The 22,680-nt window shown below is 70.3% G+C and carries 24 protein-coding genes and 1 pseudogene; 19 read left to right on the plus strand and 6 right to left on the minus strand.

Annotation, left to right across the window (positions count from 1 at the left end; all coding sequences use genetic code 11):
• Positions 1-180 precede the first annotated feature (180 nt).
• The 6 genes from tsaB (at position 181) to ABGB05_RS12165 (ending at position 4,111) form a co-directional block, all read left to right on the plus strand.
• Positions 181-882: a tRNA (adenosine(37)-N6)-threonylcarbamoyltransferase complex dimerization subunit type 1 TsaB gene (tsaB, locus tag ABGB05_RS12140; protein WP_347653343.1), complete on the plus strand. Its 702-nt coding sequence runs from the start codon at positions 181-183 to the stop codon at positions 880-882.
• Between the two features lie 12 nt (positions 883-894).
• The gene (gene rimI, locus ABGB05_RS12145; RefSeq protein ID WP_347653344.1) at positions 895-1,386 is read left to right on the plus strand and encodes a ribosomal protein S18-alanine N-acetyltransferase; all 492 of its coding nucleotides are present in this window, start codon (positions 895-897) and stop codon (positions 1,384-1,386) included.
• On the plus strand, positions 1,379-2,425 hold the full coding sequence (tsaD, locus tag ABGB05_RS12150) for a tRNA (adenosine(37)-N6)-threonylcarbamoyltransferase complex transferase subunit TsaD (protein ID WP_347653345.1): 1,047 nt from the start codon (positions 1,379-1,381) through the stop codon (positions 2,423-2,425). The genes rimI and tsaD overlap by 8 nt, the downstream gene beginning before the upstream one ends.
• 43 nt (positions 2,426-2,468) lie before the next feature.
• On the plus strand, positions 2,469-2,723 hold the full coding sequence (locus tag ABGB05_RS12155) for a hypothetical protein (protein WP_347653418.1): 255 nt from the start codon (positions 2,469-2,471) through the stop codon (positions 2,721-2,723).
• A 35-nt stretch (positions 2,724-2,758) separates the two neighbouring features.
• Positions 2,759-3,364, plus strand: a complete 606-nt coding sequence (locus ABGB05_RS12160; RefSeq protein WP_347653346.1) for a YdeI/OmpD-associated family protein — start codon at positions 2,759-2,761, stop codon at positions 3,362-3,364.
• 120 nt (positions 3,365-3,484) lie between these two features.
• Positions 3,485-4,111 carry a DNA starvation/stationary phase protection protein gene (locus ABGB05_RS12165; RefSeq protein ID WP_347653347.1) on the plus strand — a complete coding sequence of 209 codons (627 nt, stop codon included), beginning with the start codon at positions 3,485-3,487 and terminating at the stop codon, positions 4,109-4,111.
• 30 nt (positions 4,112-4,141) lie between these two features.
• On the opposite strand, the gene ABGB05_RS12170 is transcribed toward ABGB05_RS12165, so the two are convergent.
• The gene (locus ABGB05_RS12170; protein WP_347653348.1) at positions 4,142-4,648 is read right to left on the minus strand and encodes an anthrone oxygenase family protein; all 507 of its coding nucleotides are present in this window, start codon (positions 4,646-4,648) and stop codon (positions 4,142-4,144) included.
• Positions 4,649-4,721: 73 nt separating this feature from the next.
• Between ABGB05_RS12170 and ABGB05_RS12175 the strand changes: the two genes are divergently transcribed.
• Together ABGB05_RS12175 and ABGB05_RS12180 are read left to right on the plus strand one after the other, a co-directional pair.
• Positions 4,722-5,672 (plus strand): AraC family transcriptional regulator, encoded by a 951-nt coding sequence (locus ABGB05_RS12175; protein WP_347653349.1) that lies wholly within the window; start codon positions 4,722-4,724, stop codon positions 5,670-5,672.
• 44 nt (positions 5,673-5,716) lie between these two features.
• Positions 5,717-6,049, plus strand: coding sequence for a hypothetical protein (locus ABGB05_RS12180; protein WP_347653350.1), 333 nt, complete (start codon positions 5,717-5,719; stop codon positions 6,047-6,049).
• Here ABGB05_RS12180 and ABGB05_RS12185 read toward each other — a convergent pair.
• Positions 5,940-7,280: a DUF418 domain-containing protein gene (locus ABGB05_RS12185; protein WP_347653419.1), complete on the minus strand. Its 1,341-nt coding sequence runs from the start codon at positions 7,278-7,280 to the stop codon at positions 5,940-5,942. The genes ABGB05_RS12180 and ABGB05_RS12185 overlap by 110 nt on opposite strands.
• 114 nt (positions 7,281-7,394) lie before the next feature.
• Here ABGB05_RS12185 and ABGB05_RS12190 point away from each other — a divergent pair, with 114 nt between their 5' ends.
• Together ABGB05_RS12190 and ABGB05_RS12195 are read left to right on the plus strand one after the other, a co-directional pair.
• Positions 7,395-8,153, plus strand: coding sequence for a TetR/AcrR family transcriptional regulator (locus tag ABGB05_RS12190; protein ID WP_347653351.1), 759 nt, complete (start codon positions 7,395-7,397; stop codon positions 8,151-8,153).
• A 368-nt stretch (positions 8,154-8,521) separates the two neighbouring features.
• Positions 8,522-9,469, plus strand: a complete 948-nt coding sequence (locus ABGB05_RS12195) for a C45 family peptidase (protein WP_347653352.1) — start codon at positions 8,522-8,524, stop codon at positions 9,467-9,469.
• A gap of 345 nt (positions 9,470-9,814) precedes the next feature.
• Here ABGB05_RS12195 and ABGB05_RS12200 read toward each other — a convergent pair whose 3' ends face one another.
• A complete protein-coding gene (locus tag ABGB05_RS12200; RefSeq protein WP_347653353.1) occupies positions 9,815-10,000 on the minus strand; it encodes a DUF397 domain-containing protein in 186 nt (61 codons plus the stop codon).
• Positions 9,993-10,862 carry a helix-turn-helix transcriptional regulator gene (locus ABGB05_RS12205; RefSeq protein ID WP_347653354.1) on the minus strand — a complete coding sequence of 290 codons (870 nt, stop codon included), beginning with the start codon at positions 10,860-10,862 and terminating at the stop codon, positions 9,993-9,995. Before ABGB05_RS12205 ends, ABGB05_RS12200 begins: the two co-directional genes overlap by 8 nt.
• 441 nt (positions 10,863-11,303) lie before the next feature.
• On the opposite strand from ABGB05_RS12205, the gene ABGB05_RS12210 reads away from it, so the two are divergent.
• Complete coding sequence (locus ABGB05_RS12210) at positions 11,304-11,720, plus strand: hypothetical protein (RefSeq protein ID WP_347653355.1); 417 nt, start codon at positions 11,304-11,306, stop codon at positions 11,718-11,720.
• Between the two features lie 7 nt (positions 11,721-11,727).
• On the opposite strand, the gene ABGB05_RS12215 is transcribed toward ABGB05_RS12210, so the two are convergent.
• Positions 11,728-12,066, minus strand: coding sequence for a helix-turn-helix domain-containing protein (locus tag ABGB05_RS12215; RefSeq protein ID WP_347653356.1), 339 nt, complete (start codon positions 12,064-12,066; stop codon positions 11,728-11,730).
• 73 nt (positions 12,067-12,139) lie between these two features.
• Here ABGB05_RS12215 and ABGB05_RS12220 point away from each other — a divergent pair, with 73 nt between their 5' ends.
• The 8 genes and pseudogenes from ABGB05_RS12220 to ABGB05_RS12255 all read left to right on the plus strand — a co-directional run bounded on the left by ABGB05_RS12220 (position 12,140) and on the right by ABGB05_RS12255 (position 21,214).
• Complete coding sequence (locus ABGB05_RS12220; protein ID WP_347653357.1) at positions 12,140-12,904, plus strand: antibiotic biosynthesis monooxygenase; 765 nt, start codon at positions 12,140-12,142, stop codon at positions 12,902-12,904.
• 114 nt (positions 12,905-13,018) lie between these two features.
• Positions 13,019-13,480, plus strand: coding sequence for a DUF6194 family protein (locus tag ABGB05_RS12225; RefSeq protein WP_347653358.1), 462 nt, complete (start codon positions 13,019-13,021; stop codon positions 13,478-13,480).
• 55 nt (positions 13,481-13,535) lie between these two features.
• Positions 13,536-14,060: a hypothetical protein gene (locus ABGB05_RS12230; protein ID WP_347653359.1), complete on the plus strand. Its 525-nt coding sequence runs from the start codon at positions 13,536-13,538 to the stop codon at positions 14,058-14,060.
• 109 nt (positions 14,061-14,169) lie between these two features.
• Complete coding sequence (locus ABGB05_RS12235) at positions 14,170-15,879, plus strand: ABC transporter ATP-binding protein (RefSeq protein WP_347653360.1); 1,710 nt, start codon at positions 14,170-14,172, stop codon at positions 15,877-15,879.
• A pseudogene (locus ABGB05_RS12240) lies at positions 15,879-17,664 on the plus strand (ABC transporter ATP-binding protein). Before ABGB05_RS12235 ends, ABGB05_RS12240 begins: the two are co-directional and overlap by 1 nt.
• 85 nt (positions 17,665-17,749) lie before the next feature.
• Entirely contained in the window at positions 17,750-18,385 is a 636-nt protein-coding gene (locus ABGB05_RS12245; RefSeq protein WP_347653361.1) for a helix-turn-helix domain-containing protein, read from the plus strand.
• Entirely contained in the window at positions 18,378-19,757 is a 1,380-nt protein-coding gene (locus ABGB05_RS12250) for an MFS transporter (protein ID WP_347653362.1), read from the plus strand. Before ABGB05_RS12245 ends, ABGB05_RS12250 begins: the two co-directional genes overlap by 8 nt.
• 101 nt (positions 19,758-19,858) lie before the next feature.
• A complete protein-coding gene (locus ABGB05_RS12255; protein ID WP_347653363.1) occupies positions 19,859-21,214 on the plus strand; it encodes a peptidase inhibitor family I36 protein in 1,356 nt (451 codons plus the stop codon).
• A 161-nt stretch (positions 21,215-21,375) separates the two neighbouring features.
• On the opposite strand, the gene ABGB05_RS12260 is transcribed toward ABGB05_RS12255, so the two are convergent.
• Entirely contained in the window at positions 21,376-22,674 is a 1,299-nt protein-coding gene (locus ABGB05_RS12260) for an ROK family transcriptional regulator (protein WP_347653364.1), read from the minus strand.
• Between the last annotated feature and the right edge of the window lie 6 nt (positions 22,675-22,680).

Consider the following 22,680-nt stretch of genomic DNA (forward strand, 5'->3'; position numbering starts at 1 on the left):
CATGTAGTCGTTCGCGTCTCATGCCAGTACGTCATAAATATGACTCAGAGTCATATTTTTCGGCTGGCGTATTGGTTCGCTGCGACTGCGTCGGGTAGCCGGACCGCTACCTGGGCGACGGTGGGCGCCCGACCGCCGGGTCCCGCGAGCGCGGCGGAGCCGCCCGGTTAGGGTGCCTATGTGCTCGTACTCGTGCTGGACTCGTCGACTCCGGCGGTGACCGCCGCGCTGGCGGAGATCACCGCCGACGGTGTGCTGCTCCGTGCCGAGCGGAGCCGGGTCGACGCCCGGGCCCACGGTGAACTGCTCGCCCCGGAGGTGGCCGAGGTGCTCGCCGAGGTCGGCGCCCGGGCGGCCGACCTGACCGCCGTGGTCGCCGGCGTCGGGCCCGGACCGTTCACCGGACTACGGGTCGGCCTGGTCACCGCGGCGAGCATGGGCCAGGTGCTGGACATTCCGACGTACGCGGTCGGCTCGCTCGACGCGATCGGCCACGCCGCCACCCATCCCCGCTCGGACGCGGCCCCCGAGGTCGGGCCAATCCTGGTCGCCACCGACGCGCGACGTCGCGAGATCTACTGGGCGGTCTACGACCTGACCGGCGACCGGCTGGTCGGCCCGGCGGTCGACGCCCCCGCGGTGGTCGCGCAGCGGGCCGCCGAGCTGGGTGTCCGGGTCGCGGTCGGCGAGGGGGCGGGACGGTACGCCGACATTCTCGGCCTGCCGCCCCGGGCCGGGCTGGACCACCCGCCGGCGTACGCGTTGGCCGAACTCGCGGCGGACCGGGTCCGGTCCGGTGCGCCCGGCGACCGACTCACCCCGCTCTACCTGCGCCGCCCGGACGCGGTCGCGGCTGCCGGCCGCAAGCCGGTCCTGCGGTAGGTGACCAGGCCCGTGACCAGGTTGAGCCGGTTCCGCTGGTGGCACATCACCGAGGCGCTGCCGATCGAGGACGACCTGTTCGGCGCCGAACGCTGGTCACCGGCGATGTTCTGGAACGAACTCGCGAACGGGCACTACTACGTGGCGGCGCTGGACGCCTCCGACGCCCTGATCGGCTACGCCGGACTCGCGGTCGCCCCGCCCGACGAGGCCTGGGTGCAGAACGTGGCGGTACGCCGGGACGTCCAGCGCGGCGGCATCGGCCGGATGCTGCTGACCGACCTGCTGGCCGAGGCGACCCGACGTGGCGTACGTCGGGTGCTGCTGGAGGTGGCGGTGGACAACGCCCCGGCCCAACGGCTCTACGCGACGTACGGCTTCGAGCCGGTCGGGATCCGACGCGGCTACTACCAACCGAGCAACACCGACGCCCTGGTCATGCAGGCAGACCTGGACCGGGCCGAGCTCGACCGGACCGAACTGGAACAGGCGAACGATGGCTGACGAACCACTGATCCTCGGGATCGAGACCTCCTGCGACGAGACCGGCGTCGGTGTCGTACGCGGACACACCCTGCTCGCCGACGCGCTCGCGTCCAGTGTGGAGGAACACGCCCGGTTCGGCGGGGTGGTGCCCGAGGTGGCCAGTCGGGCCCACCTGGAGGCGATCGTGCCGACCATGCAGCGGGCGCTCGACGAGGCCAAGGTGACCCTGGCCGACATCGACGCGATCGCCGTCACCGCCGGACCCGGCCTGGCCGGCGCCCTGCTCGTCGGGGTCGCCGCCGCCAAGGGGTACGCGCTCGCCGCCGAGAAACCCGTGTACGGCGTCAACCACCTCGCCGCGCACGTCGCGGTCGACACCCTGGAACACGGTCCGCTGCCCGAACCGGCGATCGCCCTGCTGGTCTCCGGCGGACACTCGTCCCTGCTGATGATCGACGACCTGGCGACCGGGGTGACCCCGCTCGGCGCCACCATCGACGACGCGGCCGGCGAGGCGTTCGACAAGGTGGCCCGGCTGCTCGGACTGCCGTTCCCGGGTGGGCCGCCGATCGACCGGGAGGCCCGGGCGGGCGCGGCGGACGCGATAGCCTTCCCGCGCGGCCTGACCGCTCCCCGGGACATGGCGGAGCACCGGTTCGACTTCTCCTTCTCCGGGCTGAAGACCGCGGTCGCCCGCTGGGTCGAGGCGCGGGAACGGGCCAGCGAGCCGGTGCCGGTGCCGGACGTGGCCGCCTCGTTCCAGGAGGCGGTCTGCGACGTGCTCACCGCCAAGGCGATCGAGGCGTGCCGTACCAACGGTGTCGAGACCCTGGTGCTCGGCGGCGGGGTGGCGGCGAACTCCCGGCTGCGCGCGATGGCCGAGGAGCGGGCCGCGAAGTACGGCATCCAGGTCCGGGTGCCCCGGCCGAAGCTCTGCACCGACAACGGCGCGATGGTGGCGGCGCTCGGATCACACCTGGTCGCCGCCGGGGTGGCGCCGAGTCGGCTGGATCTGCCCGCCGATTCCGCGATGCCGTTGACGATCGTCAGCGTGTAGTGTTCCGGCGGCGCCGAGGGCGGCGGGAGGAGCGATGGCCGACGTGATCGTACGGATGTGGGAAGCTCGGGCCGAGCGGGCCCGGACCCCGGAGCTGGTCTCGTGGGTCTGCGACACCGCACTGCCCGAAGTGGAGCACAGCCCGCTGCACATCACCAGCGAGGTCTTCTCCTCCGCCGACGACCGGGTCGTGGTCATCTCCAAGTGGCGCGGCGACCCGCTGCCGCTGCCGGAGCCGCCGCTGCGGCTCGTCGCCCGCCCGCCGCACTCCTGGGACTTCACCCAGGTCGACCGCTGACCGGTTCTGTCGGTGTGCGGCGATAGTCTGCCGGCATGCCGAGCGCCGACCTGGATGAGTTGATCGTGGCGGACGCCGAGGCACTGCGTGCCTGGCTCTCGGCCAACCACGCGACCTCACCCGGTGTCTGGCTCGCCCTGACCAGGAAGGGCGGCACAGTCACGGCCCTGACCTGGCAGCAGGCGGTCGACGAGGCCCTGTGCTTCGGTTGGATCGACGGGCAGGCCCGTAAACGGGATCAGGAAACCTCGTGGATCCGGTTCACGCCTCGCCGGCCCCGCAGCGCTTGGTCGCAACGCAACGTCGCGCACGTGGCCCGGCTGGAGGCACAGGGGCGGATGCTGGCGCCAGGCCGCGCAGCGGTGGAGGCCGCGAAGGCGGACGGGCGGTGGGCGGCCGCCTACGCCCCGCCGTCGGAAGCCGAGGTGCCGACCGACCTCCTGACCGCCATCGCGGCCGATCCCGCCGCGCAGGCCATGTTCGACGTACTCACCAAGACCAACCGGTTCGCTCTCATCCACCGCCTCAACGCCGTCAAACGAGCGGAGACCCGGGCGCGGAAGATATCCGAGTTCGTTGCCATGTTGGCCCGTCAGGAGACGATCCACCCGCAGAAGGCCAAGCCCTCGGAGCGGCCGTAGTCGTGGCTCCCCGCCGGCGGCCCGGACCCGCGGGCGGGGCGTACGGGGCTGGTCACCGGGTATAGCGCTTGCCGGTCGAGGATCCGAGACCCGGAAAGCGACATCGGGAGGGAACCAGGGATGGTCAGCCCAAAGCACGCCGATCCGTTCCATGCGGGGGAGAAGAGCGACGGTCAGGTGCGGAACAGTCAGCCGCTGTTCCACCAGTACGGCCAGGAGGTGCAGCGGTTCGGGGACGTACGCCTGTTCCCGATCGCCCTGGGCTACAACTCCAGGGCCGAGAGTTGCCAGCTGCTGAACCACATCCTGGCCGACACGATCATCCTCTACAACCTGTACAAGAAGCACCACTGGTTGGTCCGGGGGCACACCTTCTACCAGTTGCACCTGCTGCTCGACAAGCATGCCGACGAGCAGCTCAAGCTGGTCGACCTGATGGCGGAACGGGTGCAGACCCTCGGCGGGGTCGCCGTCGCCGATCCTCGGCACGTGGCGGAGCTGACCACGATCCCGCGCCCGCCGAACGGGGCCGAGCAGGTGCCGGCGATGCTCTCCCGGCTCCTCGAAGCGCACGAGATCGTGATCACGAAGGTCCGGGACGCGGTGGACAAGACCGCCGACAACCGTGACGACGGTACGAACGACATCCTGGTCAGCGAGGTACTGCGGACCAACGAACTGCAGGTGTGGTTCATCGCGGAACATCTGGTGGACGTACCGGCGGTGCGGATCGACCAGGACGGCTGACGGGAGGACCGTCGGCGCTCGGCCGCCGGCTCAACCGCCGGTCCGGGCGTGGACGACCAGCGCCCAGGCGAGGCAGCCGAAGGTCGCCGTGTTGGCGAGTGCGCGGACGACGTTCCAGGTGGCCCAGGTGGATTCGAAGTGTGCGCGTACGGCTGCCAGGTCGGCGATGCGGTCGGGGTTGCCGGCCGCCGCGAGCTGGTTGTTGAGCGGTACGTTGACGACGCCGGTGACGACCAGCACCACCACGTAGAGCGCGAGTCCACAGAGGATCCAGGGTAGTGCGGGTCGGCCCTCGCCCCGCCAGGCGAGCAGCGCCGACACGGTGAGGAACACCAGGGCGCCGAGGAAGCTCAGCAGGAACCAGCCGTTGACGATGGTCACGTTGATCCGCTGCATGGCGTCGACGAAGGTGCGGTTGTCAGCCCCTCTCAGTGCTGGCATGACCGCGTACGCGAAGGCGGTGAAGAGTCCGGCCATCAGCCCGGTGCTGACGGTGGCGGCGATCAGCGAGACGTGTTGCAGGAGTCTGACGGTCATGGAGACCAGTCAAGTGCGGAAGGCGTGAGACGGTACATGGCTGAAGCGCGCAGTCTTGTGTTCAATCGTCTACGTGGACGCGTTCACCAGTCTCCTCGACGGACCCCGGGCGCACGGCGCGTTCCTGCTGCGTTCGGTGCTCGCCCCGCCCTGGTCGATGCGGATCGAGGACCGGGCGCCGCTGACCCTGGTCGCGATGGTCCAGGGTGACGCCTGGATCGTCCCCGACAAGGGTGCGGCGGTCCGACTCGATCCGGGGGACGTGGCGGTGGTCCGCGGTCCCGACCCGTACACGGTCGCCGACGAGCCGACGACGGCGCCGCAGGTCGTCATCCGGCCGGACCAGGTCTGCGTCGCCGCGGACGGCCGAGAACTGTCCGGGATGGTGGAGCAGGGGGTACGGACCTGGGGCAACCGCGCGGACGGCCCGACGATGCTGCTCACCGGCACGTACGCGATGCAGGGTGAGGTCAGCCGGCGCCTGCTCGGGGTGTTGCCGCCGCTGCTGGTCGTCCCGGGTGACTCCTGGGATTCGCCGCTGGTCCGGCTGCTGGCGACCGAGATCGTGCGGAACGATCCCGGTCAGCAGGCGGTCCTCGACCGCCTGCTCGACCTGCTGCTGATCGCCGTGTTACGGGAGTGGTTCGGCCGGCCCGGCGCCGAGGCGCCCGCCTGGTATCGGGCGTACGGCGATCCGGTCGTCGGGCCGGCACTGCGGATGCTCCACAACGATCCGGCGCAGCCCTGGACGGTGGCGACCCTGGCTGCCCGGGTCGGGGTCTCCCGGGCGGCCCTCGCCCGCCGGTTCACCGCACTGGTCGGTGAACCGCCGATGTCGTACCTCACCGGGTGGCGGCTGGCGCTCGCCGCCGACCTGCTGCGCGAGCCGGACGCCACTGTCGGTGCGGTCGCCCGCCAGGTCGGTTACGGCAGTTCCTTCGCGTTGAGCACCGCGTTCAAGCGCCACCGTGGCCTGAGCCCTCGGGAGTACCGGTCGGCTGTTCCGCATCCTGGCTCGGTCTAGGCTCCGACGCGTCCGATCGTCGATTTCTCCTCGGGATGGCGCCGGTGTCGCTCCTTGTCGTGCACGTTGTCGGGTTGGCCGCGAGTGCCGTTGCGCTGCTGCTCGTCGCGCTCACCCGGTTCGCCACGGATTCGCTCGTCGAGCGGATCTTCAGTGGGATCGGGGCCGTCATTGCCGGCGTCTACGCGTACCACCTCGCGTTCCGGTACGAGGGTGGGCGGTTCATGTTCTTCGGCTGGGCTCTCATCCTGCCGTTGTACGCCGGTTTCAAGCTCTACGTCGGGTTCCGGCGACGTCATCAGGACCGGGCGGAACGGCAGGCGGCGCGGTCCGCGCAGCAGGCTGCGGACGAGTGGCGGGCAACCCGTCGCTGGTAGGGCCGCTGCTGGATGACTGGCCGGCCACCTCCACGGTGCGGGAGTCGGCGGGCGGGGCGACGAAGGTGGGCCGGCTGGCGTTGGTGAGCCAGCGCAGCAGCCACTCGACCGGCCCGTACCGGAAGCGGCGCAGCCAGAGCGCGCTCAGCAGCACCTGGACGGCGAAGACGGCCAGCGCGAGGCCGAGGAGCCCGAGCGGCGAGAACCTGCCGGCGAATCCGAACCCGATGCCGGTGAAGATGATCAGGCCGGCCACCGACTGTCCCAGGTAGTTGGTGAGTGCCATCCGGCCGGCCGGGGCGAGTGCCGTCCGGACCACCGCCGTACCCGGACGGTGCATGATCCGCAGCAGGGTCGCCACGTACGCGGCGGTCAGCAGCGGTGCGGTCGCGACGCTCGCCGCGACCCCGAGGGTGTTGCCGTTGCCGCCGCTGGTCGCGTAGACGATCGCGCCGAGCAGTCCGACCGGGAAGCCGATCCACTGGATCCGGCGCAGCACCGGTTCGTTGCCGGTCACCCGGCCGAGCCACTGTCGACGTCCGGCGACCATGCCGAGCAGGAACAGCCCGAGCGCGGTCGGGCCCTGCAGGCTCACCGCCTGGAGGACCAACAGTGGCAGGCCGGCGAAGTGTTCACCGATGTTCGCCTCCCAGCCGCCGAGCAGTGCCTGCGTCGCCCGCGCGCCGTTCGCCAGGGCCTCGGCCTCGCCGGGCACGAACGTCGAGCGGTCCACCAGGAACGCGCTGGCGAGCAGGCTGAGCAGCACGAGGGCGTAGAGGGCGACCGCGATCCGGATCGCGGTCCGGTCCCTCACCTGGCGGAGCAGGAGCAGGACCAGACAGGCCACCGCGTACGTGGTGAGCACGTCACCGCCGTAGACGAGCACGATGTGCAGGGCGCCGAGGGCGAAGAGGCCACCGATCCGGCGGAGCAAACGGGGCGTGAATGCCGTACCGGCCCGGCTCGCCGCCTGCATCTGCAGGGTGAAGCTGTACCCGAAGAGGAACGAGAACAGCACGTAGAACTTCATGTCGACGAAGACCGAGGAGAACGTGCGGACGGCGTCGTCGAGCGCCGAGCCGAAGGCGGGGTCGGTGACCAGGTTCCCCGGATAGCCGGAGGCCATGAAGGTGATGTTGACGGCGAAGATCCCGAGCAGCGCGAACCCCCGGATCGCGTCGACGTCGAGGACTCTCCGTATGGAAGGTGCGGGAACTGTTGGACTCTGCATGCTCACTGTCGGCCTCCCCAAGGACTGCGTATGTAATACAGCGTACGTGATACAGAGTCCCTGAGATCTAGAGTGAGCGCAAGACCCGTGGGCGGAGGACGAGGAGAGGTTGCCGTGGCGGAACATCAACTTCCCCCCGTGGTGTCCCGGATGTGGGGCCGCGACACCGGCTCCCGGCACGGCCCCCGACCCAGCCTTGACCTGGGCAGGATCGTCGCCGCCGCGATCGGGGTGGCGGACCGCGACGGTCTGGAGGGGGTGACCATGGGCAGCGTCGCCAAAGAGGTCGGAATGGCGACGATGTCCCTGTACCGCTACGTCGGCAGCAAGGACGAACTGCTGATCCTGATGGCGGACGCCGCCGCTCCCGAACCGCCGCCACTGGACGGGCAGCCCTGGCGTGCGTACCTGACCGACTGGACCCGGGCCAACCGGGACTTCCTGCTCGACCGGCCCTGGGTGTTGGCGCTCGGCCAGCACACCCCGCCCGCCGGGCCCCGGGCCCTACGCTGGCTCGACCGCGCGCTCGCCGCGCTCGCCGACACCGGACTCGACCACGGTGAGCGGATCAACATCGCGACCACGCTCACCGGCTACGCCGCCCGGCAGGCGGCCATGGCGCACGCCCTGAACGGCGCCGTGGGCAAGGACACGGCCGATCAGTTCGGCGGGTTGACCGGGTACGGCGAGATCCTCGGCCAGGTCCTCGACCCGGACCGGTACCCGGAGCTGACCGCGGCGGTCCGCGCGAACGCGTTCGGCGGCGCGGCGGAGTGGGTCGACGACAGCGACTTCACCTTCGGGCTCGACCTGCTGCTCGACGGCATCCAGGCGCTGATCTCCCGGGGTCGCGGCGACAGACGAAGATCTTGACGGGGCAGGGGGCCAGAGGTTGACTCAGGGTATGGGCCCCGCCTCCGCAGAAGGACAAAATTCGTTGGCCGGGTCGAATGCGGCTGACCGCCAGACGGCTTCTTGGTCGAGCGCGACGAGACCGTCGCAGCCTGATCACACGTCACCGACGACACCGATTGACAATTGCTCCCGCCGCTCGTCTGCTTGACTCCCGGCTCCTCCAACGCGGGACATTGTCGCCGGCTTGGTATCGGCCACGCTCGCATTCAGCGGCTTCAACCAGATCCAGCGCCTGGTCGTCGCCGATGGCGGCCACCTGGTGATTCACCCCGCAATTGGCTAGGTTGCCCTCACCTTGGCCGATTCTCACAGGGGGAGTGGCAGCCGTGCGGCAAGAGCACAAGACCTTTCAGGCGATCGAGGTCGGCGACGGCGGCGACGGGCGGTGGGCCGCCTACGCCCGGGGCCTGTGGCAGGAGATGGAGGGTCTGCTGACCGAGGAGGGCCGGACTCCGGAGGGCGCGGATCGTGTTCGGGCGCTGTTCCGTGCGCACATGCCGGAACTGGTCCCGGTTCTGGACCGCCTGGCCGGCCAACTCAACCGGCCCGAGGCGGAAGTCTTCCTCACACACGCGGCACTGCGGCCGTTCTCCCAGGCGTGCACCCAGATCGGCAGGAACGGCATTCTGCTGCGCAACTATGACCTACGGCCAGATCAGTGCGAAGGGACCATCGTCTCCTCCTGCTTCCTGCGCCCCGTGATCGGAATGCAGGACATGCTGTGGGGCTTGCTGGACGGGATGAACGACGCCGGTCTCGCGGTCTCGCTCACCTGGGGCGGACGTTCCGTCTACGGACGCGGCTTCGCCATTCTCATCCTCGTGCGCTACCTGCTGGAAACGTGCGACACCGTCGATGAGGCGGTCGACAGGCTGCGGTCCCTACCGGTCGCCGTCCCCCAGAACCTCACCCTTGTCGATCCCACCAAGGCGGTGACGGTGTTCGTGGGGCCGGATATGTCACCGACGGTGGCACCGGACGCCTGCGCCGCCAACCACCAGCACCTGCCGGTGACCGACGAGCAGGAGCGTGCCCTGCGGACGCAGGAGCGGCTGCGCGCCATTCGCGCCGCGGGTGTGGACGACGTGGCGGCGATGCTGAAGCCGCCGCTATACCAATCCGTCGACGAGCAGGGGTCAAGAACGCTCTACACAGCCCACTACCGGCCCGTCGACGGCCGTGTGACGTACTACTGGCCCGGTGAGTCCTGGCAACAGTCCTTTGGCGACTTCACACCCGGATCCCGCACCGTGACCTTGGGCCGGACCAGCTGAGAGGCTTTCCGGACCCCTGCTCACCCTGCATGAAGATCCTGCAAGAACGGGATGTCACCCACCGCCGACAGGCCCTCCCTCGGCCCGCCCCGCCACGGCCACACGATGAACCGGCAGGGGCTCGGCATCGCTCCACCTGTCGGACGAGCGCCTCCCCCAATACGCCCCGACAAGGCGTCTCTCGCTACATAGTCACTAATCCACAGGTCTTGACAATTGCTCCGCCGATCGTACGACCGGTGGCGTGAGGCAGACCCATCGGCAGGGTGCCGAGGGCCGGGCCGAGCAACGCCCAGCCAGCGACCACCAGGTCGCTGGCTGATCTGACGTCGGCTCGTGTGGTGGCTAGCGGACCGAGGTGACGAAACGCCGCCAGGCGGTCGGGGTGAAGGTCAGGGCCGGCCCCGACGGGTCCTTGCTGTCGCGTACGCCGACCACACCGGTGAGGTTGTCGGCCACCTCGACACACTGCCCGCCCGATCCGTTGCTGCGGCTGCTCTTGCGCCACCTGGCGCCGGTCAGGTCAGTCATCGCTGCACTCCTTGGCGATCGTCGCGATCAGGTCGGCCGAGCGGGAGGGATCCAGCGACAACGCTTCGAGGGCCCTCCATGCCTTAGCGTACGACGCGACCTCGGTCGGCCGGTCCAGGTAGATCGCCCCGGTCAGCGACTCGCTGTAGATGGTGGTCGGCTCCGGGGTACGCAGCCCGGTGGACGGGAAGTCGAGGATGACGAAGTTGTTGGCGGTCAAAACCCAACTGGTCGGAGCGGCCAGCGGCACCACCCGGACGGTCGCCGTGCCGTCGGTCGCGACCGAGTGCAGGTGGGTGAGCTGACCGGCCATCCCCGGGGTGCGGCGGCGTAACACCACCTCGTCGAGGATCACCTCCAGCTTCGGCGCCGCCGGCTTCCTGCGGCGGAGGATCTGCTGACGCTCCATCCGGACCTCCACCTGGCGCGCGATCTCCGACTCCGGCAGGTCGGGCTGGGAGCGGAGCAGGTGGGTGGCGTACTCCCGGGTCTGGAGCAGCCCGGGGAACGAGGCCGGTTCCCAGTGGCGTAGTCGGGAGGCGGCGGCCTCCAGCCCGACGTACAGCTCGAACCAGGCGGGGACGGCGTCGCCGTACGCGTGCCACCAGCCCTTCGCCTTCGTCTGGGTGGAGAGCCCGATCAGCGCCTCGGTCATCTCCTCCGGCACCCCGTACGCCCGGCACAGGAGCAGGACGTCGGCCTTGCGGGCGGCGGCGCTGCCGCTCTCGATCCGGTACATGGTGGTCCGTGAGTACTCCAACTCCTGGGCGGCCGCCTCCAGCGAGAGTCCCGCCTGCTCGCGGGCGATCCGGAGGTGGCGGCCGAGCTGCCGGCGCGGCACTGACGATCCGTTGTCGGTCATCTGGTCCCCCTGTTTCAGATTGGCACGGAAAACGTTCCATCCTGGAACACTCGACCGGTCACCATTCGGGATAGCGACTGGTCGATCTGCTATCCCGACCCTAGGGGGTTGTGGAGGCGAAATCCAGTGATGAGAGTGGGTGACAAGCGGTCCTGTTCGGAATTCGAGTGGCACTGACCTGCCGGGCGGGATCTGCGGGGGTCAGCTCCATTTCCCCTCCGTGGAGCTGACCCCCATCCACCGAGACGAGGGAGGTTGCCGTGCGGAACGGTCACCGGTCGCGATTGACATCACCAACCGCAGGTCACGGGCGTGACAGGCGTCGACTCTGGCTGTGCTGCCGGTGCGGGCGATGGTGGACCTGCCCTCGCCGAAGCCGGCCGGTTGTGCTTCTCCCGCGCTTTCCGTGCTCTGTTTCGTCGGGGTTAACGGCAGATCCGAATGTTCCTCGGAAGTCGCTCCGGATTCCGTCGCGGAATAGCTGGGCAGGCTGGGACCGACCTGCCCGGGCCGACGGTTATTTCACGCTCGGCCAACTCCGCCGGGGCCGGACGACGGACGGAGTGCGGCGGTGACCGAAGAGAGAACGGGGGAGGGGCAAAGGCCGTCTCCGACGAACTCCGGCACCTCCCACTGCGTCCGCTCTGGCTCTGCCGCCACGACGGGCAGCCGTGGCCGTGCGGCGCCGCCCGGGTCACCCTCTCCCGGGAGTACGCGCACGACCGGCTGGCCCTCTGCGTCTACCTCGGGCTCTCGCTCGCCGAGGCGTACCTCGACCTGACCCGACTGCACCCGGACACCGCGCCCGGGCCCGGCGCGCTCACCGAGCGTTTCCTCGGTTGGGTCCGTCTCCGGTAGCCGGTGGTTAACCAGCCTGCCCGATGGTGGTGCCGGTGCGCGCCGCCCGCCCGGTGCCCCAGTCGTACAGTGCCTGGAGTACGGGCGCCAGGCTGAGACCCTCCTCGGTGAGCCGGTACTCGACGTGCGGAGGGTTCGTCCCGTGGTCGTGGCGGACGACGAGCCCGTCGGCCTCCAGCTCGCGGAGCCGCTGCGTCAGCATCTTCTCGCTGATACCCGGCATCCGGCGGCGCAACTCTCCGTACCGGTGCACGCCCTCCTTCAGGTGGGCGAGGATGACCGGCCGCCACTTGCCGCCGATGACATCGACCGCCAGCTCTACCGGACAGTCGTAGCGTCGGATCATCTGGACTCCTCGCCCGTACGCACCGAATGGTGCGTACTTGATCTTTGTTGTGCTGGGTGCTGGGCTCTGACCCATGGTCATCGAGTACATCAGGTACCGCGTACCGCCGGAGCGGCTGGGCGGTTTCGAGGCGGCGTACGAGCGGGCCGCCGAGGCTTTCCGGGCCGCCCCGGAGTGTGTGGACTACGAACTGAGCCGCTGCGTCGACGATCCCGCCTGTCACGTACTGCGGATCACCTGGACGTCGGCGGAGGCGCACCTGGGCGGATTCCGGCGCGGCCCGCAGTTCCCGGCGTTCTTCGCCGAGATCAAGCCGTACGTCGAGGACATCGAGGAGATGCGGCACTACACCCGCACCCCGGTGACCGGCCCGGGCGGTGCCGCCCCGCCGACCCTGTACGAGTGGGCCGGGGGCATGGACGCCCTCGTCAAGCTCTGCGACGTCTTCTACCGGCTGGTCCGGGCCGATGCGCTGCTCGCGCCGGTGTTCGCGCGGATGGACCCCGAGCATCCCCGGCACGTGGCGGTGTGGCTCGCCGAGGTCTTCGGCGGGCCGGCCAGCTACACCGAACGGCACGGCGGCTACCCCCACATGCTGGGCAAACACCTCGGTAGGGCGATCACCGAGGCGCAACGCCGACGGTGGGTCAACCTGTTGATGGACGCCGCCGACGAGGTCGGCCTGCCGGACGATCCGGAGTTCCGTGCCGCCTTCGCCAGCTATCTGGAGTGGGGAACCCGGCTGGCGGTACAGAACTCCCAACCCGACGCGGACCCGGTCCGGGAGGCGCCGGTGCCGCGCTGGGGTTGGGGCGTGGCCCCGCCGTACCAGGGGTGACCGGTCTGCGGATCCGCCGGTGGGTTCAACCCCCTGGTTGAGGGTTTTCGGCCCGACCACGTGGCGAGGTCGGGCAGAACTCTCACAAAGGAGTTCAATGAAACGATTGAAGGTATGAACGCTGACGAGATGACCCGCCACATCCGCGACACCTACCAGGGGGTCAACGTCCTGGAAGCCGCCGGTGACCTGTTCTTCCTCTACGACCCCGACCGTGACCTGCCGCCGGAACGGCAGATGCCGTTCGCGACGATCGTCACGGGCGACCGGTACGACAGCGTCTCCCACCTCGACCGACCCGACACCTACCGGCTCAACCTGGGGCTGACCAAGGCGGGGTACGTCGCCCGGTTCGGCACCCCGCCCACCGAACGCGACGAGCGTGGCGCGTGGCGGACCGGCGTCGACTACGCCGCCACCGACGTGCTGATGCCGCACCCCGAGTACGCGTCCCAGTACTGGGTCTGCGTGGTCAACCCGGGTACGACGAGCCTGCCCGAGGTCCGCGAACTGCTCCGCGAGGCGTACGAGTTCGCCGCCCGCAAACACGCCAACCACCGGGCCCGGCGGAGTTAGCGCGGCTGGTCGCCGGCACCCCGGACCGGTCGTACCGGATCGGTAGGGTGCCGGCGTGGCGGACATGTACGAGTTCATGGTGTCGATGGACCTGCGGTGCGAGCTGACCGACGACGAGGTCGCCGAACTCCGCTGGCACCTGGGTCTCGGTTCCCGGCCCGAACGGCTCACCATCATCACCACGTTCCCCGAGATCGTCATCGGCGACGACGGACGGCCCGTCGAGGACGAGCGCGGCGACTGGGTGTACGAGGACCGGCCGCGACCGGTGTGGGACCTGGTCCAGGCAGGGACCAGCAAGATCGGCGGAGCCGCTGTCTCCGCGTTCGACCTGCACGAGGACCGGTACGGCCGACGCTGGGGGCTGACCTGTCGGTGGGCCGTCCATCCCGAGGACTGCCCCGAGGTGGGGAAACTGTTCGGCTGGCTGGTCGGCAGGTGTGTCGGCGACGAGCGGTTCTTCGGCTACCTGCGCTGGTTCGAGGAGGACTGGCCGGACACCCGGCTGGGCATCGCCGACAACACCCTGATGACCTACGTCGACGGACGTCCGCCGAAGCCGTTCGCCAGCCTCGGCTGAACGGGGCGGGACAGCGTCGGCCGAGTCCCCGGTGCGGCGGGCTGCCCGGTCCGGATGAGTAGGGAAAACCGGTGGCGATCGTGGCGACCGGGTCATAGCGTCGCGGGCGATGCGCTCCTTACCCGTACCCGATCCCGGCAGGCCGGACCACCGGTCGGCGACCAGGTTCCTGCTCTGGCACGCCGCCCGGATCTGGCCCACGCTCGCCGCCGGCATGGCGCTGGCCGTGGTCTCGTACGTCGGCCAGGCGCTGATGCCGGCCGTGCTCGGTAAGGCGATCGACGCCGGGATCGTCGGGCGGGACGCCGACGCGCTGCTGCGCTGGGCACTGGTGCTGCTCGCGGTCGGGGTCGGGCAGGCGGTCGCCGGGATCATCCGGCACCGGTTCGCGGTCTACAACTACCTGGCCGGGGCGTACCGGACGGTGCAGCTCACCATCGACAAGGCCAACCAGCTCGGAGCGACGCTGCCGAAACGGCTCGCCACCGGTGAGGTGGTCAGCATCGGCACCGCCGACATCAGCCACATCGGCGGGGCGCTCGACATCCTCTCCCGGGGCACCGGTTCGATCTTTGCGATCGGCACCATCATGGCGATCCTGCTCGCCACCTCGGTCCCGCTCGGGCTGGTGGTGCTGCTCGGCGTACCGGCGCTGATGGTGATCGTCGGGCTGCTGATCCGACCGCTGCACCGCCGGCAGGAGACGTACCGCGACCAGCAGGCGACCCTCACCACCCGGGCCAGCGACATCGTCTCCGGGCTGCGGGTGCTGCGCGGTGTCGGCGGTGAGGCGGTCTTCGCGGCCCGCTACCGCGCCGAGTCGCAGACGCTGCGCGGCGACGGAATCCGGGTGGCCCGGGTCGAGGCGCTGCTGGAGTCGGCGCAGGTGCTGCTCCCCGGCGTCTTCCTGGTGCTGGTCACCTGGCTCGGCGCCCGGTTCGCGCTGCGTGGCGAGATCACCGTCGGGCAGCTCGTCTCCTTCTACGGCTACACCGTCTACCTGGTCGGCCCGCTGCGCACCGTGAGCGAGATGATCGACCGGATCGTCCGGGGACACGTCTCGGCCCGCCGGGTCGTCGCACTGCTGCGGCTGGCTCGGGAGGTCACCGAACCGGCCCGACCGGCCACCGTGCCGGACGGCCCCGGCGAGCTGGTCGACATCGAGTCCGGAGTCACCGTCCGGCCGGGCCGGTTGACCGCCCTGGCCGCCGCGGTACCCGCCGACGCCGTCGAGATCGCCGACCGTCTCGGCCGGTACGTCGACAGCGACGCGACGCTGCACGGCGTACCCCTGCGGGAGCTGGCGCTGGCGACGGTCCGGCGCCGGATCATGGTGGCCGACAACGGCGCGCGGCTCTTCTCCGGGGCGCTGCGCGCCGAGCTGGACCCGCACGACACCGCCGACGTGGCGGCCGTCGAGGCGGCGTTGACCGCGGCCAGCGCCACCGACATCGTCGAGGCGCTGCCCGGCGGGCTCGCCGCCGGCCAGGTCGCCGAGCGCGGCCGGGAGTTCTCCGGCGGCCAGCAGCAGCGGCTGCGGCTGGCCCGGGCCCTGGTCGCCGACCCGGAGACGCTGATCCTGATCGAACCGACCAGTGCGGTCGACGCGCACACCGAGGCGCGGATCGCACAGCGGCTCGGCCCGGCCCGGCGTGGCCGGACCACCGTGGTCTGCACGACCAGCCCGCTGGTGCTGGACCGGGCCGACCACGTGGTCTTCGTCGAGGACGGCAAGGCGGTGGCCGAGGGTACGCACCGCGAACTGCTGGCGAACGAGCCCCGGTACGCCGCCACGGTGACCCGGGCCGAGGAGGAATGATGGCGGGGCAGCGCCCCACGTTGCCGGTCGCCGACGCGGCGCAGGTCCGACGCTACGCCCGGACGCTGTTCCGCCGGCATCCGCGCGGGCTCGCCGCGGTCCTCGGGCTGCACGCGTTGGCCGCGGTCACCGGACTCGCCGCGCCCCGACTCCTCGGCGAGTTGGTGGAGCGGGTGTCCGCCGGTACGACCAGCGTCACCGTCGACCGGGTGGCGATGGCGATCGCCGGCTTCGTGCTGGCCCAGGCGGTGCTGATCCGGTTCGCGCACTTCGCCTCGGCCCGGCTCGGCGAGCGGGTGCTGGCCGAGCTGCGTGAGGAGTTCGTCGACCGGATCCTCGCCATCCCACTCTCCACGGTGGAGCGTGCCGGCACCGGTGATCTGCTGACCCGGACCACCCGGGACGTCGCCGCCCTCTCCCGGTCGGTCCGGTTCGCGGTGCCGGAGACGCTGATCGCGGTGGTCACCGCCCTCCTGGTCGTCGGTGCGATCGTGCTGACCAGCCCGTTGCTGCTGTTGCCCGGTCTGGTCTCGGTGCCGCTGTTCTGGTTCGCCACCCGCTGGTACCTGCACCGGGCCGGTCCCGGCTACCTGGCGGAGAGCGCCGCGTACGCGGACATCACCGACGGGATCAGCGAGACGGTGGAGGGGTCGCGCAGCACCGAGGTGCTCGGCCAGCAGCGCCGCCGCCGGGCCCGTACCGACGCCCACATCGCCCGGTCGTACGCCGCCGAGCGGTACACGATGTGGCTGCGTACCGTCTTCTTCCCGCTCGCCGAGCTCGGGTACCTGCTGCCGGTCGTCGCGACGCTGCTCTGCGGTGGGTGGTTCTATCTGCGGGGCTGGGTCAGCCTCGGCGAGGTCACCGCCGCGACCCTGTACGTGCAGCAGTTGATGGATCCGATCGACCGGCTGCTCTCCTGGTTGGACGAGGTGCAGGTGGGTGGGGCGTCGCTGGCGCGGCTGCTCGGGGTGTCGTCTGCCCCGTCCGAGGATGGAGAGCGTCGGGGACCTTCTGGTGGGGAGGGTCGGGGCCCGTACGTCCGTGCCGCCGCCGCTGGTGGTCCGGGATGTGCGGTACGCCTACCAGGAGGGGCGGGACGTGCTGCACGGGGTCAGCCTGGAGCTGCGCGCCGGAGAGACGCTCGCCATGGTCGGTCCGTCCGGGGCCGGCAAGTCGACACTCGGTCGGCTGCTCGCCGGCATCCACCAGCCGCGTACCGGCTCGGTTGCGGTCGGCGGGGTGCCGCTGACGGAGCTGTCACCGGACCAGCTCCGGACCGAGGTCGCGCTGGTCACCCAGGAACACCACGTGTTCATCGGTACGCTGCGCGACAACCTGACCATGGTGCGGCCGGCGGCTTCCGAGGCCCAGGTACGGAGCGCGCTGGCCGCGGTCGACGCGCTCGACTGGGCGGAGGAGTTGCCGGAGGGGTTGGCGACGGTGGTCGGCTCGGCGGGGCATCCGCTCTCCGCCGCCCAGGCCCAGCAGTTGGCGTTGGCCCGGCTGGTGCTGGCCGACCCGCACACCCTGGTGCTGGACGAGGCGACGTCGCTGATCGACCCCCGGGCGGCCCGGCATCTGGAGCGGTCGCTCGCGGCGGTGCTGCGGGGTCGTACCGTGGTCGCGATCGCGCACCGGCTGCACTCGGCGCACGACGCGGACCGGGTGGCGGTGGTCGAGGACGGCCGGATCACCGAGCTGGGGCCGCATGCCGAGCTGGTCGCCGCCGGTGGTTCGTACGCGGCGCTGTGGCGTTCCTGGCACGGGGTGGATCAGGACTGATCCGGCGGTTCGGCGGCGGTTCGGCCGGTCGGGTCCCATCGGCCCAGGATTGCAAAGAAGTCTCTGCGAAGATATCTTTGCAAACATGTCTAGTGATGATGTGCGGCTCAATCCGACGTCGCTGCGGGGTCTCGCGCATCCGTTGCGGGTACGGATGATCAACCTGCTGCGGGAGGAGGGGCCGGCGACCGCCACCAGCCTCGCCCAACGGCTCGGGCAGTCCACCGGCAGCACCAGCTACCACCTGCGGCAACTCGCCCAGTACGGCTTCGTGACCGAGGAGGCGGGGCGCGGCTCCGGCCGGGAACGGTGGTGGCGGGCGGTGCACCGGGGCACCATCCTGGAAAACGAGGTCGGGCAGGCTGCGGCGGCCGAAGCCGAGACCTACATGCGGGCGGTCGCGGCGCTCTACGCCGACCGGGTCGACCGCTGGCTCAACGAGGTGGTCGAAACCCCGGAGGAGTGGCGGGGGAAGTCGACCCTCAGCGACTGGCGGTTCCGGCTGACCCCGGACGAGGCCGGTGAGCTGTACGACGCCTTGCACGAGGTACTCGGCCGCTACCGTCGGGACGATCCGGATGTGGCGGCACCAGCGGACGCCCGGCCGTACGTCGTACAGGCGCAGCTGATGTCCTTCCCCGGGCGGGGGCCGGCGGATGTGACCGGCGGGGGCGAGGCTGACGGTCCCGATGCTCCCGAGGGGCGTGAGACCGATGGGTAGCGACCGGGGTCGGATGGACCGGCGGGCCGGTAGGAACCGGCGGCCACTGGTCGGGTTGCTGGTCGCCGAGGTGGTGTCGCTGACCGGCAGCCGGATGAGCATGGTCGCGCTGCCCTGGTTCACCCTGGTCAGCACCGGCAGCGCGAGTCGTACCGGCGTCGTGGCGTTCGCCGAGACACTGCCGTACGTCCTGGTCTGTGCCCTGGGCGGGCCGCTGATCGACCGGCTCGGCGCCCGCCGGGTCAGCATCGGCGCCGACGTCGCCAGCGGAGCCGCCGTCGCGGCGATCCCGTTGCTGCACCTCGCCGGCCTGCTGCACTTCGGCACGCTCGTCGGGCTGGTGGCGGTGGCCGGGACGTTGCGCGGCTTCGGGGACAACGCCAAACGGGTGATCTTCCCGGAGACGGTCGAGGCGGCCGGGATGTCGATGACCCGGGCGACCAGCGTGCACGACGGACTGCACCGGCTCGCCACGCTGCTCGGTGCGCCACTGGCCGGCCTGCTGATCGCCGTACTGGACGCGCCGACCGTGCTGCTGCTCGACGCCGCGACCTTCGCGGTCGGGGCGGCGGTGCTGGCGGTGACGGTGGCGGGACGGTGGCGGTCGGGCGAGGCGGTGTCTAAAGTCGACGCCCCGGACGGGCACGACGATGGGCCGGGGCGGGAGTCGTACCTGGCGGCGCTCCGGGTCGGGCTCCGCTACCTGCGGCGGGAACCGCTGATCCACGGCATCGTGCTGCTGCTGTTCGTCACCAACCTGGCCGACGCCGCGTACGGCGGGATCATCGCCCCGGTCTGGGCGGCCGAGGTGGTCGGCTCGTCGGTCGCGCTCGGACTGCTGAGCGCGACCTTCGCGACCGGCGCGGTGCTCGGCAACGTGGTCTTCACCGCCGTTGCCCCGAAGGTGCCGAGGTATGCGATCTTCGCGGTGGGTTTCCTGCTCGCCGGTGCGCCCCGGTTCGTGGCACTCGCCTTCCTGGATCCGCTCTGGGCGGTGTACACGGTGTCGTTCGTGGCCGGGCTGTCGATCGCCGCGATCAACCCGATCCTCGGTGCGGTCAGTTACGAACGGATTCCCGCGTCGCTACGGGCCCGGGTGCTCGGGCTGACCCAGGCCGCCGCCTGGGCCGGTATCCCGCTCGGCGGGCTGCTCGGCGGGCTGGCGGTGACCGGGCTCGGGCTGACCGGTGCGGCCGTGGTGTTCGGGGCGGCGTACCTGGCGGTGACCCTGCTGCCGTTCCTCATGCCGGTCTGGCGGGAACTGGACCGACATCCGGGTCCGATCGGGCGGGCCGCCGCTGACGACGTCGAGCTCATCGACGCCGACGGAGCTGCTGAATCGCGCGTTGGTCAGCCAACGAGCCATCGGTGACCGTGGCCACCGCTGGCTCATTGGTCGCCATACCTCAATATTTACTCAAGTCGCATCGATGGCTGGTGACACGGCCGAGTCGCTGTGCCAGGGTCGGCGCCATGATCGAACAAGATGATTCCGGAACAGCCCGTACACGCTCGCGGTGGCGGTCAGGACTGCCGGCATCCGTTATGGCGGCCACCGTCGCCGCTGTCGCCACGACCCTGGCGCTTGCGGCACCGACCTTGGTCATCGCCTCACCGGCGGCGGCTGCGGCGGCGGCTGCCCGCGACGGCGTCTGCGACAGCGGCGAGTTCTGCTACTACTACAACAGCGACGAGGCCGGCTCCGTCTCCGACTTCACCACCTCGGTCGACGACTACGGCACCAGCCAACCTTCCTGCTACGACTTCAAAGGCCCCGGCAACGGGCAGGGCACCTGCGTCAAGAACAACGCCGCCTCGGCCTGGAACCGCTCCAGCAAGACCGCCCGGGTCTACTACAACAGCGGCTACGCCGGCACGTACCAGGACTTCGCCGCGGGCGCCAAGGGCAACCTCAACGCAACGCTGAAGAACAACAACGCCTCGCACCTGCTGATCACAGCTGGCGCGGAATACTACAACACGTACGCCGACGTCGCGACGCTCGGCAACGCGAACAGCTGCTACTCCGCACAGGGATTTGCCGTGGGTTCCACCTACACCTACTCCGCGAAGATCAACGATGCCGGCACCGCGGCGGTCATCTACCGCACCAAGATGAGCGACGGAACCACGACGCTCATGAGCAACGGCGACACCGGGCAAACCTACGCGAATTATCTCGGTCATGCCAATGACATCGTGCTGAGCTCAACTGGCGACAACTATTACATGTTCGTCGTCACCATGAACGCCGACAGCACCAGCCTGGTGAAACTCAGGTACGTAGGAACCACGTACTACAAGGTGGGCAACTACACGATCAAACACAATGGCGCGAACAAGGCCATGTCTGGCGTAAAGATCACCAGCAAGGATGCCAGCAACATAAACTTCCTCTTCAAGAGCGGCCGAACCTTCTACCGGGGCTCACTTCCGCTGAACGCAACCAGCGGCACGATCAACGTGACCAACTCGTTCTACCTGAACATCGAGGACGCACTGGTCAACGGCAGCCCTGTCGCCAACATCACCTCGTACACGACCCAGGGAATCGGTTACTACGGCAACACCCTGTATTACCCGCTGACCAACAAGAACGTCAGCATTGTGCTTGTCTACCGGAACATCTCTTCCGCCTCCGGCACGATACGAGCGGACGACAACCTGTCTTTCCGAATCACCTCCAGCGCGTACCCTGACCTCTTCGAGATAGAGGGCGTCGGAGTCGCCGGCGGGGACAAGCTCTGGTTCAGCACCAACCGGAGAACGGCGCCGGGCGACACCGCCCACGACGGAGTTCACTACTTCAACGGCTATAGCGCCTCCTAATTCCTGACCGATCCGTACCGTCGGAGTTGGTACGCGAGCCGCCGGCGCCTGCACGGTCGTCGACCCCGATGGTCGGCCTGACTGGCAGGCGCCCCTTCGGGTGCTGGCCGCCGGCGCCAGCGGCCAGCGAACGTGGTGGAGACCGCTGGTGTCCCTTCCTTTCAGCCGAGGGGGTCGGCGAGGAGGTGTTCGAAGGCGAGTTCGGCGGCACCGACCAGGGCCGCGTCCTCGCCGAGTTGCGGGGTACGGAGTCGTACCTGCTCCCGGGGCGCCGGCAGGGCCATCGAGTTGAGCCGGCTCCGTACCCGGGCGGCGGCGGCGAGGTAGACGTCCCGGAGGGTGCCGCCGAAGATGACCACACCGGGGTTGAAGACGTTCACCAGGTTCGCCACCCCGAACCCGAGCCAGTCGCCGACCTGTCGGACCGCCGCCTGTGCGTTCGCGTCCCCCCGGGACGCCGCGTCGATCACCCGGGCGACCGCGTCCCGGCCGACGGCGTCGCCCCGCCCGGCGGCCTGCAGCAGGGCGTGCTCGCCGATCTCGGTCTCCCAGCAGCCGTACGAGCCGCACCGGCAGGGCCGGCCGCCCGGTTGGACCACCATGTGGCCGACCTCGCCGGCGTACCCGCCCTGGCCGGTCAGCCGACGGCCGCCGACGATGATGCCGGCGTCGATGCCGATGTCCCGGTGCAGGAAGACGACGTTGTCGTAGCCGGCGGCGGCGCCGCGGACGTGTTCGGCGACGGCGCTGGCGTCGGCGGCGTTGCTGATCAGGAGCGGCCGGTCGGCGGAGAGCGCCTCACCGAGTACGGCCTCCAGCGGGGGCGGCGGCTCCGGCCGGTCGCCGCGACCGCCGTCCTGGTCCGGTTGGCGTGCCGTGGGTACGGCGGTGCCGGGGCGGGTCGGACAGCCGCCGTCCTGTTCCGGTTGGCGTGCCGTGGGTACGGCTCCGGTGGTTGCCGGGTGGGTGCTCCCCGGCGGCCGATGCTCCGACTGACGCAGTCGACCGCCGACGGCGACACCGCTGCCGACGTGGACGGAGCCGTCGGCGACCGCCTGGTGCATCTCCTTCAGGAAGCCGGTCAGCACCGGCAGCGCCTCCGCCGGGCGCAGACCCGGAGGCCGGTCGGCCTGTCGCCGGTCCAGTACCACGCCACCCAGCCCGATCCGGGCCGCGCGGAGTCGGTCCACCTCGATGCTGTACGCGTACGCGAAGACCCGGGCCGACTCGGGCCGGACGACCAGCGACGGTCGTCCGGCCCGGCCGGTCTCCCGGGGGGCCTGCTCGCTGACCAGGCCAGCGGCGGCGAGCTCGGCGGTGAGCGCGCCGATGGTGCTCCGGTTGAGGCCGAGCGCGGTGGTCAGCTCCGCGCGGGAGGTGGCACCGTGCACGTGGACGTACCGCAGCAGGGCGCCGAGATTCTGCCGTCGAATCTCCTCCTGACTCGGCCCCGCGCGCATCGTTCC

Origin of the sequence: Plantactinospora sp. B5E13 (assembly GCF_039871775.1) — a bacterium.
GTDB lineage: Bacteria > Actinomycetota > Actinomycetes > Mycobacteriales > Micromonosporaceae > Plantactinospora.

What these genes read in the sequence shown, in the direction of transcription:
- ABGB05_RS12250 (WP_347653362.1), top strand. Translation starts at nt 18,378, where the DNA reads ATGGGTAGCGACCGGGGTCGGATGGACCGGCGGGCCGGTAGGAACCGG.
- ABGB05_RS12185 (WP_347653419.1), bottom strand. Translation starts at nt 7,280, where the DNA reads ATGCAGAGTCCAACAGTTCCCGCACCTTCCATACGGAGAGTCCTCGAC.
- ABGB05_RS12215 (WP_347653356.1), bottom strand. Translation starts at nt 12,066, where the DNA reads ATGATCCGACGCTACGACTGTCCGGTAGAGCTGGCGGTCGATGTCATC.
- ABGB05_RS12235 (WP_347653360.1), top strand. Translation starts at nt 14,170, where the DNA reads ATGCGCTCCTTACCCGTACCCGATCCCGGCAGGCCGGACCACCGGTCG.
- ABGB05_RS12225 (WP_347653358.1), top strand. Translation starts at nt 13,019, where the DNA reads ATGAACGCTGACGAGATGACCCGCCACATCCGCGACACCTACCAGGGG.
- ABGB05_RS12255 (WP_347653363.1), top strand. Translation starts at nt 19,859, where the DNA reads ATGATCGAACAAGATGATTCCGGAACAGCCCGTACACGCTCGCGGTGG.
- ABGB05_RS12245 (WP_347653361.1), top strand. Translation starts at nt 17,750, where the DNA reads ATGTCTAGTGATGATGTGCGGCTCAATCCGACGTCGCTGCGGGGTCTC.
- ABGB05_RS12210 (WP_347653355.1), top strand. Translation starts at nt 11,304, where the DNA reads ATGTTCCTCGGAAGTCGCTCCGGATTCCGTCGCGGAATAGCTGGGCAG.
- ABGB05_RS12200 (WP_347653353.1), bottom strand. Translation starts at nt 10,000, where the DNA reads ATGACTGACCTGACCGGCGCCAGGTGGCGCAAGAGCAGCCGCAGCAAC.
- ABGB05_RS12220 (WP_347653357.1), top strand. Translation starts at nt 12,140, where the DNA reads ATGGTCATCGAGTACATCAGGTACCGCGTACCGCCGGAGCGGCTGGGC.
- ABGB05_RS12165 (WP_347653347.1), top strand. Translation starts at nt 3,485, where the DNA reads ATGGTCAGCCCAAAGCACGCCGATCCGTTCCATGCGGGGGAGAAGAGC.
- ABGB05_RS12160 (WP_347653346.1), top strand. Translation starts at nt 2,759, where the DNA reads ATGCCGAGCGCCGACCTGGATGAGTTGATCGTGGCGGACGCCGAGGCA.
- ABGB05_RS12170 (WP_347653348.1), bottom strand. Translation starts at nt 4,648, where the DNA reads ATGACCGTCAGACTCCTGCAACACGTCTCGCTGATCGCCGCCACCGTC.
- tsaD (WP_347653345.1), top strand. Translation starts at nt 1,379, where the DNA reads ATGGCTGACGAACCACTGATCCTCGGGATCGAGACCTCCTGCGACGAG.
- ABGB05_RS12205 (WP_347653354.1), bottom strand. Translation starts at nt 10,862, where the DNA reads ATGACCGACAACGGATCGTCAGTGCCGCGCCGGCAGCTCGGCCGCCAC.
- ABGB05_RS12260 (WP_347653364.1), bottom strand. Translation starts at nt 22,674, where the DNA reads ATGCGCGCGGGGCCGAGTCAGGAGGAGATTCGACGGCAGAATCTCGGC.